Annotated in this window: 10 protein-coding genes and 1 pseudogene; all 11 read left to right on the forward strand. The window is 56.5% G+C overall.

What is annotated here, in order from left to right:
• The first annotated feature begins 20 nt into the window (after positions 1-20).
• The 11 genes and pseudogenes from tssM (at position 21) to CIK78_RS17915 (ending at position 18,250) form a co-directional block, all read left to right on the forward strand.
• Positions 21-3,671, forward strand: coding sequence for a type VI secretion system membrane subunit TssM (tssM, locus tag CIK78_RS05370; protein ID WP_096277949.1), 3,651 nt, complete (start codon positions 21-23; stop codon positions 3,669-3,671).
• Complete coding sequence (locus CIK78_RS05375) at positions 3,655-4,245, forward strand: GNAT family N-acetyltransferase (protein ID WP_096277951.1); 591 nt, start codon at positions 3,655-3,657, stop codon at positions 4,243-4,245. Before tssM ends, CIK78_RS05375 begins: the two co-directional genes overlap by 17 nt.
• Before the next feature lie 104 nt (positions 4,246-4,349).
• On the forward strand, positions 4,350-4,637 hold the full coding sequence (locus CIK78_RS05380) for a type VI secretion system PAAR protein (RefSeq protein ID WP_096277953.1): 288 nt from the start codon (positions 4,350-4,352) through the stop codon (positions 4,635-4,637).
• Between the two features lies 1 nt (position 4,638).
• Complete coding sequence (gene tssI, locus CIK78_RS05385) at positions 4,639-6,672, forward strand: type VI secretion system tip protein TssI/VgrG (RefSeq protein ID WP_096277955.1); 2,034 nt, start codon at positions 4,639-4,641, stop codon at positions 6,670-6,672.
• A gap of 3 nt (positions 6,673-6,675) precedes the next feature.
• Positions 6,676-7,569, forward strand: coding sequence for a DUF4123 domain-containing protein (locus CIK78_RS05390; RefSeq protein WP_096277958.1), 894 nt, complete (start codon positions 6,676-6,678; stop codon positions 7,567-7,569).
• Positions 7,566-11,009, forward strand: coding sequence for a toxin VasX (locus tag CIK78_RS05395; protein ID WP_217990272.1), 3,444 nt, complete (start codon positions 7,566-7,568; stop codon positions 11,007-11,009). The genes CIK78_RS05390 and CIK78_RS05395 overlap by 4 nt, the downstream gene beginning before the upstream one ends.
• A gap of 13 nt (positions 11,010-11,022) precedes the next feature.
• Entirely contained in the window at positions 11,023-12,372 is a 1,350-nt protein-coding gene (locus CIK78_RS05400; protein ID WP_096277960.1) for a hypothetical protein, read from the forward strand.
• Positions 12,373-12,382: 10 nt separating this feature from the next.
• Positions 12,383-12,790, forward strand: a complete 408-nt coding sequence (locus CIK78_RS05405) for a hypothetical protein (RefSeq protein ID WP_096277962.1) — start codon at positions 12,383-12,385, stop codon at positions 12,788-12,790.
• Between the two features lie 184 nt (positions 12,791-12,974).
• Positions 12,975-14,084: pseudogene (gene tssI / locus CIK78_RS18010) on the forward strand (type VI secretion system tip protein TssI/VgrG); the annotation flags it as partial.
• Positions 14,085-14,243: 159 nt separating this feature from the next.
• Positions 14,244-17,963 carry an RHS repeat-associated core domain-containing protein gene (locus tag CIK78_RS05410; protein WP_255249119.1) on the forward strand — a complete coding sequence of 1,240 codons (3,720 nt, stop codon included), beginning with the start codon at positions 14,244-14,246 and terminating at the stop codon, positions 17,961-17,963.
• Between the two features lie 2 nt (positions 17,964-17,965).
• Entirely contained in the window at positions 17,966-18,250 is a 285-nt protein-coding gene (locus CIK78_RS17915; protein ID WP_096277966.1) for a hypothetical protein, read from the forward strand.
• Positions 18,251-18,385 lie beyond the last annotated feature (135 nt).

Raw genomic sequence — 18,385 nt, forward strand, 5'->3', positions numbered from 1 at the left:
GGGACGAGGGATAAAGGCTAATGTGGTCAACATTAACATCAAAGCTGAGCCGCTGGGTGCCTGGCTTGTCGCGGGCACAAACAGCGAAAAACCGTGCCAATGCGCATGGTAATAAAGCGAAAGGGCTATTGCGGATCTCAACACTGCTGTGGGCGGTGCTGCTCATCGTATTGCTGGTCGCTATTTGGTGGCTGGGGCCGGGTTGGGAAATACGCGACGTCATGCCGCTTGCTCCGTTAACTAACCGCCTGTTGGCAACGCTGGCCGTCGTCACTCTTATTGCTGTGATCTGGGGTGTCCGCTTAGCGCGCCGGCTGCGCACCCTGGATGAAGAGCGTGAGCACGAAGACGCTCGCCAGCAAGATCCGATTATGTCGCAGGTGGAGCGACAAGAAGCGTCGCTCGACAGCGTGTTGACTGAGATTACGTCGAGCCTAGGCGGTGGCCATAACAGCCGTTATCGCCTGCCTTGGTACCTGGTGATGGGGGTCGAAAATGCGGGCAAAACCAGCCTGATCAATCGCTCCGGCCAAACCTTTGCGCTGACCCACGTGATGAAAGCATCCGGGCAGAGTAGTAAGCAGGGCCAGCTTGGCTTTGACTGGTGGATTGGCGATAAAGCGGTGCTGATTGACCCTGATGGTGAGCTGCTAACGCAAGGCGCTATGGAGGGCGGTGAGCCTCAAGAGCTACAGCGCAGGCTGTGGGATCATTTTGTCGATTGGCTTGAGCGCAATCGTGCCCAGCGGCCGTTAGATGGCGTTGTACTGGTGCTGGATCTAGCCCGTTTAAGCCACGCCCAAGTGGCGGTGCGCAAAGCCTATGCCGCGCTGTTGCGAAGCCGCTTACGTGAATTAATGGAGCGTCACGGCACCCGGCTACCGGTTTACGTCACGTTTAGCAAAATGGACTTGCTGCACGGCTTTGACGACTTTTTCCGCCACTATTCCCGCGCAGCCCGCCGTGCGCCGCTTGGCTTTACCTTTTCAGCGGCTTCGATGGACACGCCCGGAAAATGGGAGTCTGAGTTCGAAGCTGATTATGATGCCATGCTGGCACGCTTGAACCAGCATATGCCAACCATGCTTTCCGAGTGCCGCGACCGCGATGAGCGTGAGTCAGTATTCCGGTTTGTACGTCAGTTAGCGGGGCTGCGCGATGTGCTGTTCGGCTTTCTGGCCGAGGCGCTGTCGAGCGATCGCTTCTCAACGGCGGCGATGGTGCGCGGCACTTATTTTACCTCGGTTTATCAGCAGGGCGTGCCGGAAGACCCGTTTGTTGATGCCGCCGCGCGCCGCTACGGCATGGGCGATACCGTGCAGCCTGCGCACAGGGCCACCCGCAGCGCGCTTTATTTCACCGAAGAGCTGTTTGATAAAGTTATTTATCCCGAGGCAGGCTTAGCAGGCGATAACGCCCGTGTGACTCAGCGTCGACGTCGGGCGCGCAATGTCAGCCTAGCTGCTTGCTTGATTATGGGCGTTGGGCTGGTCGGTGGCTGGGCGCATTTCTATCAAAAGAACAGTGTCTCTCTCGCCGCAGTAGAAGAGCGGGCGGCAACGTTTTTAGCCACTCAGCCTGAGGCTTTCCAAAGCGACGATCCCAGCGGCTATGAGTTTTTAGAACCGCTGGACAGGCTGCGCTATGCGCTGGAAACCTTCTCCGAATACCGTACGCACACGCCTTATCTCGCCGATATGGGGCTTTATCAAGGGCATATCATTGGCGCCCAGGTTGAACGTGCCTATCTGGCGATGCTGGAAAATCAGTTCCTGCCGGCATTAATGATCGGCATCGTAGACGACATGAATCGCTCCGAGGAAGGCAGTAACGCGAAATTAGCGCTACTGCGCGTGCTGCGCATGATGTCAGACGCCAGTGGCCGCCAGCCTGAGCGGGTAGAGCGCTTTATGGCGCAGCGCTGGCAGGGTTACTTTCCTCAGCAGGGCGATGTCCAAGAGCGCCTGTTGACACACCTTGACTACGCGTTGATACATAGCGATCTAAAGGGGCATATTGCTGACGGTCAGCAGCGCGCCCAGCAGGCCATGGCACCGCTTCAAGGCAGCATCGACGCTGCACAGCAAGAGCTTTCTCGTCAGCCGATTGATGAGCGGGTGTATACGTCCTTGAAAGTCGCCGGTAGCCGCCAAGGTGAACCGCTTGACCTGCGTCGTAGCGTCGGCACGCTGTTCAATACGGTATTTATGGCGCGCAATGACCAGGCTGAGTACGTGCAGCTGCCTCACTTGGTGACCCGCGACGGCTTCGAGAACTACTTTCTACAAGAGCTTGATCGAGCCACAGAGCTTGCGCTAATCGACGTGTGGGTGTTGGGCCAGCGCGATAACATCAACTTTAGCGAAGCCGATAAACAGCAGCTGCAAACGGCGCTGCGCGAATACTACGTGAGTGACTATCACGTTAGCTGGCGCGATGCCTTGCGCAATACGCAGCTGGTGCCCTTGCCGGACATTCATCAGGCCATCGTGGTGGCGGATGCGCTGGTGGGCTCACAGCGCCCATTAGACAGGTTGTTGAATGCCGTTGAACGTAATACCAGCCTCTATCCTGAACTGCCCGAGGATGACGAACAGGCCCGCGCAGCGCTGCGCGAATCTCAGCGATACCAGCTAGCGCTGGCCATTGAGGAGCCCTTTACGCCGATTAACCAGCTCAGCCAGGCGCGTAATGACAATCCCTCGTCGCTTGAGGAAATTAAGGTAGCGGTCACTGAGCTGCGCAACTACTTGCAGGAAATTGAAGAGTCGAGCGATGCAGAGCGTGCCGCCTTTATGACTGTGCGTGATCGGCTTTCACTACGCGGTAACGACCCCATCTACAATCTACAGCGCATTGCCGAAAACACGCCGCAGCCGGTAGGCCGCATGCTGCATGATTTGGCTGATCAGAGCTGGCAGCTAATGATGGTGAGTGCCACGCGTCATTTAGAACACCTCTGGCTGGATGAAGTGGTCGCGCCTTATCAAGAGCGACTAGCCGGCCGCTACCCGCTTGCCCCTAGCGCCACCAGTGAAGTAGCGCTTAGCGACTTTGAAGACTTCTTTGCCCCCAGCGGCACCTTAGATGCTTTTTATGAAGAGAGCTTAAAGCCCTTTATTGAAGGCGCGCCCGAGTACTTAGTTGATGCTGACGGTAATTCGCTACTGCGCGATAGCCTGCACACCGCCGTTCAACAGGCTGAGCAAATTCGTCGCGCCTACTTTAGCCGCGACGGCGCGCTGGATGTGGAGTTCGCCCTAGAGCCGGTGAGCTTAAGTCCAGACAAGCGTCGCAGTGTGATCAGCGTGGACGGCCAACTGATCGAATACGCCCACAGCGCCAGCCAGCGTGTTTCGATGATTTGGCCCAATACTTTACGCGGTGGCAATGAAAGTCGCGTCACCATGGTGCCTAGTGAAATCAACCGCTCTCCGCGCAGCGTGACTCAAGACGGCGCCTGGGCCTGGTTCCGGCTGTTAGAACAAGCCGATATCACCAGTGTCAGCGAGCGGGAGCTGGAACTGCGCTTCAACGTCGATGGCGGCTCGATGCGTTATCGCCTGTTTGCTAACGGCTCAGCCAACCCCTTTACGCGCCCGCTAGCGGCGGGCTTCCAGTTGCCAGCGGCGCTCTACGCCGAGCGAGGCAGCAATGCTGACCAAACTTAAGCAACTGTTTAGCGCCGGCACGTCTCAGCCTACGACGCGCCATAAGCGTCAGAGCAGCGTGAAGCGCGCCCGCCCGCTAGTGGAGGCGCGCAGCGAGGACATCGACAGTTTTATTGAAGCGGTCTACCACGCGGATGCCAAAGGGCACTCACCGTGGGTGCTAAAAGATAAAAGCGTGCTGGAAACGCTGCGTCGGGCGCTGGAATTTACCGTTCACCGCGGCCTGTGGCTACAGCGCGACGAAGGTAAGGTCGCGCATTGGCAGGGCCGACTGCTGGCACTACGCCATGGCGACGGACCGCCGTTAGGCATGGTGCTGGCCTGTCGCCCTGACGATGAGGCTGCCTGGCAGCTGCGCTTTTTCTACATCAGCCAAGAGTGGAAAGGCAGCGGCCATGGCACCCGCTTACTCATGGCCGTGCGCCGCAGCCTCAGCGGTGTACCGCTGCAGACACGCCTGCCGTTGGTGTGCCACTCGGCCATCGATAGCCTGGAAGCCGCCGGCTTTACTCGCCAATACGTTGATGCCTTTGAGGTCGCCAGCTACGAAGCGCCCGCAAAGTGGGACGAATAAGTGGGATGAGTAAGTGGGATGAGTAAGTGGGATGAGTAAGTGGGATGAGTAAGTGGGATGAATAAGCCGCACGAATAAGCAGTCATGTAAAAGGAGTACCCGCAATGGGCCAGCAATTTGTACTAGTGGGCGATATGGGAACCGACCACGACGGTTTTCCTGCTACGCCGGTAACCGCCGGTAGCGGCACGGTGCTAATGGACGGTAAGCCCGTCGCTCGCGTAGGCGACCCGCTCGCGCCACACGACAAGCCCAGCCACTCCACGCATCCGCGCGCCATTGCACAGGGCTCGGGCACTATTTTAATCGACGGCAAACCCGCTGCGTTAACGGGCCACGGCGTGGACTGTGGCGGCGTGGTCATCGGGTCTGGTTCAGGAGAGGGACGTTGAGATGACAAGCACAGGACTGCAATTTACGTTAACACTCCCCGGTGTGGACGAGGTGGCGGTGATCGACTTCACCCACCGCGAAGCGCTTTCCCAACCCTTTGAACTGGCGCTGAATCTGGCTAGCCGCGATGGCAGCCTAGACGCCGCCGATCTCCTTGATAGCGAAGCTACCCTGACTATTTGGCAGGATGGCGAACCGCTGCGCCGCGTGCACGGCATTATCGCTGAATTTGGCCGAGGTGATCGCGGCCACCGGCGCACTTTTTACTCGCTGGTACTGCGCCCCGCGCTCTGGCGGCTTTCACTACGCCAGAACTCGCGGATTTTCCAGAAGACCGATCCGCTCACTATGATCAATACTCTGTGCGATGAGCGCGGTATTACCGATGTGGCTTTCGCCGTCACCCGTGAATTGCCGGAGCGCGAATACTGTGTGCAGTACCGCGAGACTGACCTGGCGTTTATCGAGCGCCTGGCCGCTGAAGAGGGCTTGTTCTACTTCCATGAGCTTGAGGAGGGCGCTCACCGGCTGATCTTTGCCGACGATCCGCAAGTACTCACGAGCCTCGGCGAACGCACTTATCACAGCCGAGCGGGGGGCACGGCTCCCAGCCGCCATGTACGCAAGCTGAGTCAAAAGGCCCGCGTCGCTGCGGCCTCCGCCACGCTGAAAGACTATAGCTTCAAGAACCCGGCCTACGCCCAGTTACACGAACATTTGGGCCGCGATGTCGAGGCCCACGGTCAGCAGTCTGACTACGAACATTTTGATTACCCCGGCCGCTATAAACAGGACGCCTCCGGTGAACCGTTTACCCGCATTCGCCTGGAGCAGCTGCGCCGCGAGACCATCACCGCCAGTGCCGAAAGTGATCTACCCGAGCTTGCCCCCGGCCTGCGCTTTACACTCACTGATCACGATACTGACAGCCTCAACCGTGATTGGCAGGCAATCAGCGTTATTCACCACGGCGAGCAGCCCCAGGCGCTGGAAGAAGACAGCATCAGCAGCAGCGAATCAGGGGGTATGACTCGCTATATTAACCACGTCACGTTAACGCCAGGCGACTCTCCCTGGCGGGCCACTCCCAATCCCAAGCCCCGCGTGGATGGCCCTCAAGTAGCCTTTGTGGTCGGCCCCGAAGGCGAAGAGATTCACTGCGACGAGCATGGCCGGGTTAAGGTGCAGTTCCCCTGGGACCGCTACGCGGAACCCAATGACACTGCGAGCTGCTGGGTGCGCGTTGCCCAAGGCTGGGCGGGCGGCGGCTACGGCAGTATCGCCATTCCGCGTATTGGCCACGAAGTGATTGTTTCTTTCCTGGAAGGCGACCCCGATCAGCCGCTGGTCACCGGGCGTACCTATCACGCAGTCAACACCGCGCCGTACCCGCTGCCAGAGCACAAAACCCGCACGGTCATCCGTACCCAGAGCCACAAGGCCGAAGGCTTCAACGAACTTCGTTTTGAAGATGAAGCGGGTGAAGAGCAGATTTGGCTGCACGCCCAGAAAGACCTGGAGCTGCTAACGCTTAACGACCGCACTGAAGAAATTCAAAACGACAGCCACCTTAAGGTACACAACAACCGCATCAGCGAGATCGACAACGATGATCATCACACGGTGCATAACAACCGCCACACCCAGGTCGACGGCGACGACCACCTGATGATCGACGGCACTCGCCACGAGAAAGTTGGCCAGGCCCAGCTGCTGGAAGCCGGGCAGGAGATTCATCACAAAGCGGGCATGAAGGTCGTGATTGAAGCCGGTGCTGAAATTACCCTAAAAGCCGGCGGCAGCTTCCTGAAAATCGACCCAAGCGGCGTCACGATTGTTGGCCCGCAAGTCAAGATTAACTCCGGAGGTAGCCCAGGCTCGGGTAGTGGGCAGGCGGCGCAGGGGCCGCAGTTGCCGGTGGAAGTGGAAGCGCCGCCTGTGTTCACCAAGGTGGAGCCTCCACGCCAAGAGGCTGCGCTTAGGCAGGAAATGGCATTAACACAGCCCTGTACTCCTCTGGATCAACAGGAGTAATGCATGGAAGAAGGGCATACCGTTTCTTTTCCCTTGCGGGCTAGCTACGGGCGGAATCGTTATTTGGTGCTCGACGGCCTCAAGCTGGAGCCTCTGGAAAAGTGGCTTTATGAGCACGCTGAGTCACCTGTTTACGAGCCTATTTATTTAGATACGCCGCTTGATGGGTGCCGAGGCATTTCACCCTGTTTGTTAAAGCTTGAGGACAACGACCCCCTCTGGGACATATTTCTTAAAAAAGGGGCAGAGAACCAGTGGGGTTGGGCTTTCGTAAGCACTGCCACCTTTGATGAGCTTTTGCAGCACCTTCGGTGGTTGCTTTTCGTTGAGCATCCGCAAGAAGGCGAAAAGGTCCTAAGAGTGGGCTCTCCTGAAGTGATGAAGTGTCTCTTCAGTGCGGAGCCTCAGCCTTCAAAGAGTGAGTTGCTAGGTATGCTGGATGCTATTTGGCTACCCAGCAAAGAGGGCGGGGTAATGCGTTGGTATCAAGTCGATAATGAGCGCTCAAAACATCCTCAGCGCAAAGAGAGATTCACACTTCAGCAAAAGCACCTTGATGCGCTCAGTGAAATTGCCTGGCGACGCTTTGCTCAGGACCTAGCGAAACACCTTGACACTTTTTTTGCAGATAGTCCTTTGCTGCTGGAGCAGGGAACGAGCATAAATGCTGCGGACAAGGTCATTAACGTCACTCGGGAGTTAGGATTTGCTGGACGGCGAGCACACTACTACATGGCCAATATTCTGGGGGCACACGGTGAAGAGGCATTGGATAAGAATGCTATGCCGGATATCGCGGTAAACCTTCTTCAATCAGATCCTCGGGCACCAATGGAACGATTAAAAGCCGCTGCTGAAGCTTCTCAGCAACGACTGAACACGGAGATAAACGTATGAGCCACTCCATGGAAGAAGCGCAGCGCGTTGCGGATTCCCAGCCGGATAACGATCCAGGCCAAGAGCAAGGCCAGTGTTCATTGACGCTTCCGGATCTTCAATTAGTTCCCGTGCGTTACGCAATCGTTGAAGCAACCCAGGCAGAGCTTGCCAGCGTGGTCTCTGGGTTTTCTCCGGTATATAGCGGCTCTTATCGTCAGCCAGGTATTCGGCCCATACGCAGTGGTTGGCTCTATCTAGTACATAGCATATCGCCAGATGAAGTGCAGGTATTCAAGGTGGAGCCAGATGGCAGTGGCGATAGCATCATTATAAAGCGGGAGGGCTCGGTGGAGGTGCTCTATAGCCCGCTTGAACTAACGCCGCTGCATGTTTCCATGCTGCAACACGGGGCATTTCGAGAGCAAGTCATGATGCGCGTGAACGTAGGGGCCTACTGCCCAGGCAATGGTACGGCGCACCTACTCAACCCTGACGATCTAGCGAGTGCTTTAGCGGATGACGTTGGCGAGCACTTACCTACCCCTGCTGCTCCAGAGCACCCTGGCGAACAAAACGAACTAGATATGGGTAGCTACTCCTGGTGCGAAGGGGAGGGCGAGGATAAAGAGTGGCAGCTTGCGGCGGCTAGTAGCATAACGGCGTCAATAGCAGGCGAGTATAAATTAGATAGTGCCTGTTTAATTGTTGAGGATATTACCGGGCGGTTAAAAGATTTATCTCAAGCTTGGGCATGCGCTGCAGAGCAGCAGGGTAGTTGGCACGATAAGTATCAAACCGAGAACTTTGCCGCGCGAACCATTGATGGCTTGATGAATGTCGACTTTACCCCTCATTCTGCTAATGCGGGCCAGGGCAATATTCCCGAATGGCTAGGCGATGCTGGCAGCGATGATCAAGCTGATTTACGAGAACTGGCAGACCTTTACGAGCAGCGCCGCGAAAGGCGAGAGGCTATCCATACTGCTCACACTGGAGTGGTCGGTAGCGCCTTGGCGCCCATTAACCGGGATATCGATGAACTCAGCCAGCATATAGCTGAAAACCTAAGTACGGATGCTGAGTCAGTAAAAGCATTTGTTGAGCAGAGCGAGCAGGCCCACTTTAATGAAGTGATTGGCGGCAACTATGCCTTAGCACCCAACGGCATTGTCGATGTTATTCGTCAGCAGGAATTGGAGGACTTCCTTGCTTACGCCAATGGGCTTGAAGAGGCTTGGCAAGCCGCTTATCGGGGGATAGGGCAGGATTTGGCAGGCCTATTACCTGTATGGCACAACTATGCCCTCCTATTGGATCGGGAAGACGAAGTACACATCAGCTTCACCAGTAAGCTGGAGCATTGCGCGATGGAAACACTGGCCCTGTGTGGGCAAGGCGACTTCCTTTCTCAACACTATATGGGGAATGTTCCCACAACGGCCCATCTGCTTCACTTTCAGCCGACTGACACCTTTATTAAGACCTTTCTGACTGAGCTGGGAGGCCCGCAAAAAGCCTTAACGCTGGCGGCGGCACTGATGACGGCCGCAGGTGCGTTGGGGAATTACCAGACGTGGCGGAGTACTATCGAGCAGCAAGTGGGGCTGCGCTTCCGTAGCATCGCGGGAATTTCCGACGAAGTCGCCGCCGATATTGCCGGAGAGGTCTATTTTAAAGAAAAAATGCTCGGTGAAGCGGTGATCAAGACATTGCTGGACGATGCGCAGCAATTGGAACTACCACAACGCTTTGCCAATCTGGCTGGCATGTTACCCGAAGGCCAGCGGCTAATGTTTGTTGAGCGCTTGGGACTGCTGGAAATGGCCTGGGAGATTCCTGACCAAACGATACTGGGGAAGTTACAGCAAGCCATTACTAAGGCAGAACGCTCCTTATCACAGCTCCAGCGGTTGGAGCAGGAGATGGCGAGCTATTATCAAGAGCGCGATGCACAGATAAAACAAGCGTCCAGGCGCGGTGCCAGCCAAGCCCATCGCCGCGCTGCCGATCAATACCACGCCAATAATATCCGCAACAAAGCCTCGGAAATCAAACAGCAACAACAGTTGATTAGCGAGGCGTTGGACGACCTAGCAGAGCATAGCTTTCCTGCCAATGAAAACGGGTCACACGCGTTAAAAGTGGGCGGCTTGAGCCAGGCGGCGACGCGAGCCGCGTTGGCCGAGCGTACCGCATTCAAGGAATTGGCTAACCAGCCCCGTGATACGATGCGCAGCACGCTGGATACGCTGGTGCGGAACGAGCAGAGCGAAGTGTCGATCACTCGTGCAATGGGTGTATTGGTGAACGGTAGTTTGTCTGTCATGGGGGCTATTACTACCTTCGTGGCTATGAAAGATATGTTCAATCGAATAGGACAGGAAGACATTCTTGAACATGTTGGTAATACGGGTTCTCAAACGATGGCTACAGCTGCTTCGATCATGGCGATTAGAGAAATGATCGTCGATGCCCGCCATCGCAAGCTTTATGAAGGACGTGCTTTCCAACAAGTCGCACAGGCTGAACTGAAGGCAGCAGCGGGAAGCCCTGCACAGTTGGAACGTTGGGCCAAAGTAGCTAATAAAGCTATGGGATTTGTTGCTGGTTTAGGTGGCGTGGCAGGTGCTTTCGAGATGCTTAGGCAAGCTCAGAAGCTGGGGCGTGCGGAGACGCAGGCGGAGCGTTTAGCCACTCAGGTGGCTCTGGTAGGTGCTACTGGCACAGCCGGTGGGGGGTTGTTCTTGGGTAGCATGGGTCTCGTAGGCAAAATATTGGGCGCGCCTGCCGCGCAGTGGCGATTATTGATGTTGCAGTTTGCCGGGCCAGTAGGTTGGTTTGTGGCGGTGAGTACGTTGTTATTGGTGATGGGCGACTTGCTGGCCAGCCGCTTTTCGTTAAGCCCGGTACAGCGCTGGTGCCAGCGCAGCCACTGGGGGCTGCGCCGTGAGTTTCAAGGGCTTGAGGCGCATGAGCAGGCACTAGGTCAATTAAGCGGCAGTGACGCAAGCGTGGAGCGGCAAGGCGTGGCAGTATCTCATGCAGGCCCGGGGGTTGGTCCTGCGGCCAGTGACTTGGCCTTCCGGCTAACCATGCCCGGTGGCCAGCCTCCTGATGAGGAAACGCTGTCTGTCGGGCTGTGGGGCGTGCCCATGAGCGGTTCCCATCAAGAGCTGACTCGTGATGTGCTGGCACACGCTTATCAAGAAGTTGAAGAAGCAGGTTCGGTAGTCACCTATCACTTAGCGCCCGAGGTGCTAAGCCAGTATTACTTTGTGCGGCTGGTGGTGTGTTCGCGTCTCAATGGTGAGACCTCCACTCAGGTATACGAGCTACACCGTCGCGGTCGGTCACTGCCAGAGAGTTGGCGTGAGGTGAGCGCCCTCACGGATAGTTTTTTCAGTAGCAGCAAAGCAGGTACTTGGCCCAGCATGCCTCTTATCCCCTGGGCGTTCTAAACAAGGAAGAGTGATGTTTAACACAAACCCCAAAGAAGTCCTGCCTCCGATGCGGGCAGGCGAACGGGAAAGTCGCGCCGGGGGCGAGCAGTACTGTTTAAGCCCCTTGCCACTGCCTACAGACAGCGAATACGCAGTGGATGTGGCCCATATCGATGTGCGTCACGATGACGTCACCATGGATATTCGCCAGGGCGCAAGCCCCGATAGCATGATGACAGCGGGGCATATATTAAGTGGACTAGTGTTGGTTATAAGTAGCTTTTGTTTAATACTTTTTTTGATGGTAGTGATAAAAAATACTATGTATGGGGTTGCCTTTGCAGTGTGGGGGGGGGGGCTCTATACCGTTTTTCTTTTTGTGTTTATTCTTAGCATCGTCTGGATGAATACGCTTCTCAAACGCCTACCTCCAACCCGCCTCAATCGGCAGCGCCGTGAAGTGGCCTTTGTGGTTGACCCTCCTGGTCGCTTTTGGCTTCCCGCTCCTCAGAATCCATGGGTAGTTTCTATCATAGGGGCTATCGCTATGGGGAGTGGATTAATCGTAGTAGTGGAATTAGGTGAGTGGCTTCGAGGTGCCGAGGATTTATTTCCGCTTACAGTCTTCGTTATCCATACGTCCTCCATGGCTTTTCTCTTCGTTTATCCCCCCCTTTACGATCTCATCTGCCGACTCTGCAAGCGCGAACGGCGCACGGTGTTGGTACCCTGGGAAGATGTGGTCGCGGTGTGTGGCTTCAATCCTAACCTGGGTCCAGGAGCGGTCACCGGCTTTGGCTGGAACTTTGCACTGCTGCCGCCCGACCCGGAGCGCCCTGGTTACACATTGCCGGGTGCAGGCATTATGGTCAGCGTCGGTGGTCTGCCCGGTGCGCAGGCCCAGTGGGAGTATATTCGCCGCTTTATGGAAGAGGGCGCCGAGGCCATTACCCCTTCCGCTAAAGAGTGGGGCGTAGAGTGGTACAGCGCCTACGTGGCCCGCGAAAAAGCTGAATGCGAACGTACCAACGACCCCGCCCGGTGGCGGCGCTTTCGGCGCAAGCGCCTGTGGGAACATGCTCGCTTCGCTCACTGGTACACCGAATACCGCATGAAGCATATTCTTCCTAAAGCCGTGCCTAAGGATTGGTTGGAGGAGTGGTCGAAGCCATTGCCTGAATCCCAGTGTGCTAAGCCGTCGGTGGCTGTTAATGAACTTAGCGAGCATCTGCATGCGGCTTACCAGCGCGGTGAAAAGTTTATTGAGATGGGCGATGTCGCTAAGCGATTTAGCGTCGCGGTACCCGCTACTAACTACAAGGCCTACCCATCGTTCCCCTTTAGAACCCACGCTCAGCCTGTTTTAGATAACCATCATTAAGGATCATGTCATGACCCAAAAAAAGTGGCCGCTGGGCACCTTGGCCGTTCTAACTTGCCAAGGGTGTCATCATAAATGGCCAGCCAATTGGAAACAGACTAAAGCACTACAGGATGATAAACCGGTGTCCTGTCCTCAGTGCCCTGCTGAGTTACCGCTCAATGAAGAGCAGAAAGCCGCATTCAAGGAGCATGTCGAGGGTATCGAAAAAGCGACAGGCAAAGGATCCATTTGGGTTACGCTTGCTGGCCTGGCGAGTTTCGCGGTGGCGATTGGTTACTTCTTTAACGTTGTGCCCATGCCTGCTCTGGTGGCCGTGATCATTCCTTGCGTCTTGATCATGTTTTCCTCTTCATCGAGCGCCAAAGAGATACAGCCGCTGCATCTGGCGATTTTGCCTCAGCGTGTCGATAGTTAATGAGTGCTAGCTTTAGTATTGATAATCGTACCGCACAGTCGTAAAGACTCCGCCTTGCCGATGGAGATAGTGTTGTCCGAAGCCTATCGACGGCAGGGTATTTAACAGGGACGTTGATTGATAAATATCTTGATCAATCAACAGCTGCTGAAGCTGGTTGTTTCAAAATGCGCCTTTGATACAGTCGTTTACCCGTATTCGCCTGGAGCAGCTGCGCCGTGAGGCCATCACCGCCAGTGCCGAAAGTGATCTACCCGAGCTGGCCCCCGGCCTGCGCTTTACACTCACTGATCACGATACTGACAGCCTCAACCGTGATTGGCAGGCAATCAGTGTTACTCACCACGGCGAGCAGCCCCAGGCGCTGGAAGAAGACAGCATCAGTAGTAGCGAATCAGGGGGTATGACTCGCTACTTTAACTACGTCACATTGACGCCAGGCGACACTCCCTGGCGGGCCACTCCCAATCCCAAGCCCCGCGTGGATGGCCCTCAAGTAGCCTTTGTGGTCGGCCCCGAAGGCGAAGAGATTCACTGCGACGAGCATGGCCGGGTTAAGGTGCAGTTCCCCTGGGACCGCTACGCGGAACCCAATGACACTGCGAGCTGCTGGGTGCGCGTTGCCCAAGGCTGGGCGGGCGGCGGCTACGGCAGTATCGCCATTCCGCGTATTGGCCACGAAGTGATTGTTTCTTTCCTGGACGATCAGCCGCTGGTCACCGGGCGTACCTATCACGCAGTCAACACCGCGCCGTACCCGCTGCCAGAGCACAAAACCCGCACGGTCATCCGTACCCAGAGCCACAAGGCCGAAGGCTTCAACGAACTTCGTTTTGAAGATGAAGCGGGTGAAGAGCAGATTTGGCTGCATGCCCAGAAAGACCTGGAGCTGCTAACGCTTAATGACCGCACCGAAGAAATTCAAAACGACAGCCATCTGAAGGTGCATCGCAACCGGTTGACCGAGATTCACAACGACGATCACCTAACGGTACGCAACGACCGCTTTACCCAGGTAAAAGGCGATGACCACCTTCAGGTGGATCAAACGCGCCATGAGCTTTATGGCGAAGCGCAGCTGTTGGAAGCCGGACAGGAAATCCATCATAAGGCCGGTACGCAGATTGTGTTAGAGGCCGGTGCGGAGATCACCCTCAAAGCGGGCGGCAGCTTTGTAAAACTCGACCCGAGCGGCGTCACCATTGTCGGTGCCCAGGTGAAAATCAACTCCGGCGGCAGCCCTGGGCGTGGCCAGGGGCAGGCGATTGTGCTGCCCAACTTGCCCGGAGAGGCCGAACCCGAAGAGAGCGAGGATGTCACTCTTGAACCTCATCAAACACCTCTGCTGAGCAGTGATATTGCCGCCGCCACACCGCTGGCCCTGAATGCTATCGACATTATCGATGGCCTGGCCGATGACTGTAGCGCTTGTGAGCCAGCGGTAGGCAGCCCGGTGAACCCGCTACTGGGTGCTAAACTGCTGCCCGCCGAGACCGATTTTGCGCTACCGGCACCGCGCCCCTTTGTATTTAGCCGTGGGTATCTTTCCAGCAATGGGCGGGTTGGGGTGCTGGGCCAGGGCTGGTCGCTACCCGGCGAAAGCCTTGCGATGACGCTGAGCGACGATGCTTGTATCGTCCATGATGCTCAGGGTCGAGCCATTACCTTTGGGCCACTCGAATCCGGGCAGGCGCGTTTCTCACCTACCGAACAGCTTTGGATACGCCGTGGGGGTTCGTCAGCGTCTCAAGACAACGCACAGAGTGACGATATCCGCTGGCAGGCGTTGGATGAGACGCTGCGTCAGAATCCTGACCGTATCGTGCTTAGCGATGCGGGCGGCCTTTACTACGTGTTTGCCCGCCCTGACGACGCTACCGCGCGCTGGGCGTTGACCGAAGAGCGCGACCGCAACGGCTATACCACCCAGTATCAATGGGAGGCTGATCTATTGGTGCGCGTTATCGACAGCGCCGAGCGCCATTATCAGTTCGTCTACGATGCCTTGCTGCCCAAGCAGGTCGATGATGCAGGCCAGCGCCTGACCGGCGTCAAGCTGGTTCAGGATCATGACGGCAGCGCTCAGAATGACTGGTTAGTGCGCTACTCGTATAGTCCCGTAGGGGATTTGATTGCCGTGCGTCACCGCCACGGCGAGGTGGTGCGAGAGTTTGAGTGGCAGAATCACATGCTCATCGCCCATCGAGTGCCTGGCGGCATGGAGACCCACTACACCTGGGATCGCCACGCCCCGGATGGCCGCGTGGTCGGCCAGCAGGAAGCCGGCGGCCTGGCGCGATCTTATACTTATCACGTTGATCACACTCAGGTGGCCGACAGCCTGGGTCGGGAAGAGCTGTATCACTTTGTGGGCAGTGGCCCCGGCCAGCGCTGGACCGCTCACACCCGCGCTGACGGCTCACGCATTGAGTTCCGCTACGACCGCGCCGGACGCAAGGTGGCGACGGTTGATCCGCTGGGTCGCGAGACGCTGATCGAACGCGATGAGAGTGGCCAGGTAATCGGTCAGACGACGCCCGGCGGCCAGCGCTGGACGCTAAAACGTGACGCTATGGGCGATACGGTCAGCGTGGAAGGGCCTGAGAGCCAGCGTTGGCAAATAACGCGCAACGAACGTGGCCAGCCGCTAGAAGTGACCGGGCCAGAAGGCACGACGGCGTTTGCTTATGGCGATGAGCGTCTGCCCGACCGTCCCACCACGGTGACTGATGCAGTTGGCGCCACGCACCAGCGCGAGTGGAACGACCTGGGCCAGGTCACCGCCCAGATCGACTGCTCCCAGCAGCGCACGGCGTATGAATACGACCGCCACGGCTACCTGGCCAGTGTCACCAATGCGCTGGGAGAAACCACCCGCACCCAGCACGATGTGCGCGGCCAACGGCTGGCTACTCAACAGCCGGATGGCACCCACTGGCACCATCACTACGACCCCCAAGGGCGGCTGGTGGAGCTTGAAGGCCCGCAAGGCTTCCGCCAACAGTTCTTCTTTGATGACCACGGTCGCCCGGTGCAGCGCATCGAGGCCGATGGCAGCCAGCAGTTTACCGCCTATGACGACGTGGGCCGCCTGAACGAACTCACCCTGGGCAACGGCGCGGTCTACCGTTTTGCGTTTGATGATATGGATCGCCTGATCAGCGAGACCGGCCCCGACGGCCGCGAGCAGCAATACCGCTACGATGAGGCGGGCCAGTTGATTGAGCGAAGGGAGGTCAACCGCCAAGGCCCAGACGGTCAGCCGCTGGCCACGCGCTACGCGTATGATGCCGCCGGCCGTCTTACCGCTCGCCATCTACCGGCCACCGAGCACGCCACGGCCAGCAGCGAACACTACCGTTGGGGTGCCAACGGTCAACTGGCCAGCGTGACCAACGACCATGGCGACGTCACGTTCCAGTACGACCACGCCCAGCGGCTGACCGGCGAACAGCAGCGCCATACCGGCATTGACGGCAACAGCGCCTGGCAGTGGCAGCAGCAACATACGCTCACCGCCAACGGTGCGCCCCAACAAAGCCAGCTTGGCGACCTGCCCGCGCTGAACTGGCACACCTACGGCAGCGGTCACCTGCACGGTTTGAGCGCACCTGACCTCAACCTTGAAATCGACCTGACGCCGGATGCCCTGCATCGCGAAACCCAGCGCCGCCTGAGCCTGGAAAGCGGCGATCAAACGCAGCCGCTGATTCTGGAGCGCGGCTATACTCACCTTGGCCAACTGGACCACCTCACCCTGCGCGGAGCGCAGCACGAGGGCGGCCAGCAGTACCAGTACGATGCCCTGGGTAGGATGAGTTTCCGCGCGCTGCAAGGCGATCAAACCAAGGTGATTGCCTATAGCTACGACGCCGCTGGCCGTTTGACTGGCAGTCAGCACGGCGATAACGCCCATCGCTATCACGTAGACGCCGCCGGTAACCGCTTAGACGGCCAGCAGGCCCTCTCCAACAATCGCCTTGACCAACTCAATGGCATTGGCTACCGCTACGACGGCGCGGGCAACTTGATCGAAAAACAAGACCCCAACGGCGAACGCTTAACGCTGGGCTACGACGGAGCCAACCGCTTAGTGCACCTCATCCACGCCAGCGAGTTAGGCTACACCCGCGACGCGACGTATCGATACGACGGCCTAGGAAGACGCATCAGCAAAACCGTGCGCGATACCAACGGCATCACCGCCACCACCCACTACGGGTGGGACGGTGATCGTATTGTGCGGGAAGAAACGGATAACCAGCGCACCACAATAGTCTACGAACCGGGCAGCTTTGTGCCCATGCTGCGCATTGATGATACTCAGCAGGGTCAACACCTCAGCGCCTTCATCACCGATGCACTCGGTACGCCCATGCAACTGGTGGCGCCCAATGGGGAGACGAAATGGCAGGCCCAACCCGACGACTGGGCGGCGATTAAGAGCGAGCGCGGTGACACTACCCAGCCTATCCGGTTCCAAGGCCAATGGCAGGACGAAGAGAGCGGGCTCTACTACAACCGCCACCGGTACTACGACCCGCAGCAGGGGCGGTATATTGGTCAGGATCCGATTGGTCTTAGAGGTGGCACGAACTTGTATGGCTATGTTGCTAATCCGACGGGGATGGTGGATCCATTAGGTTTAGAAGGGTTTTTCTCTCAAACTGGTACTTCCATCGCTAATTCTGCACGCAGGGGGTATGAAGCCTTCAACGAAGCAACAGGCCCATTTAGAGATAATGCTTGGGAGTATGTAAATACTGCTGCTAACTATGTAGGTGGAGCCGGACAGATTATGACCGGAGCCGCGTTCTGCTCTACAGTTGCAGGTTGTATGTTAGGTGGACCAATGATGGGCCTTGGAGTTAATAACGTACAAGAAGCTTATACTGGAGAAAATGGATATATACGCAGCGCCGCCATTGCTGCAGGGGGCGAACAAATGGGCAGTCTTGCTGTTGATACTGCTAATTTGGGAACTTCTGTAGGGGGGCTATCAAGAAAGGTCGTATCGCCTGATTCTTGGAAGTTATTCAGAAATATAAGATCTGATTACGTTAGAAAATACGAAACAATGTCTCGTGGAGGTCTAACTGTAGAAGGTATTGGAGGTGCAACAGGGATTGCGTCAGGGGTTGAAAATTATTTTGACAGTGTTGAAGGGCAATAAAAATGATCACTTTAGTAATATTATCAACAATTCTTATTCTTGAAATACCGCTCTATGTATGGCTCAAGTCACTTGTCAAGCGTATTAGTCATGGCAAATTAACTTGGATAATGATGCCTATCATCTTTCCTACTGGAATACCGGGATTGCTAGTGGAAAAAGAATATCTCGAAAAGACTTCTGTGACAGTACTTTTATCTATACTAATTCCCGTAATTGCAGCTTGGATTTTCATGAGAGTTGATAAAGCGGCATTAAAATATAGAGATAGACACTTAATTAAGTAGAAAATAAGCCTAGGAGCAGGAAACAGTCCTTTGACCGAGAGGCGTTGATCTAGCCTGATCTTAGTGCAATGTGCATTGGCGTTCGTTAGAGGTTCTCAGGCTAGGGTACCTTTGTTTATGAAAACTAACAGTTAT

The sequence above is a fragment of the Halomonas sp. JB37 genome, from assembly GCF_002332255.1.
Lineage (GTDB): Bacteria > Pseudomonadota > Gammaproteobacteria > Pseudomonadales > Halomonadaceae > Vreelandella > Vreelandella casei.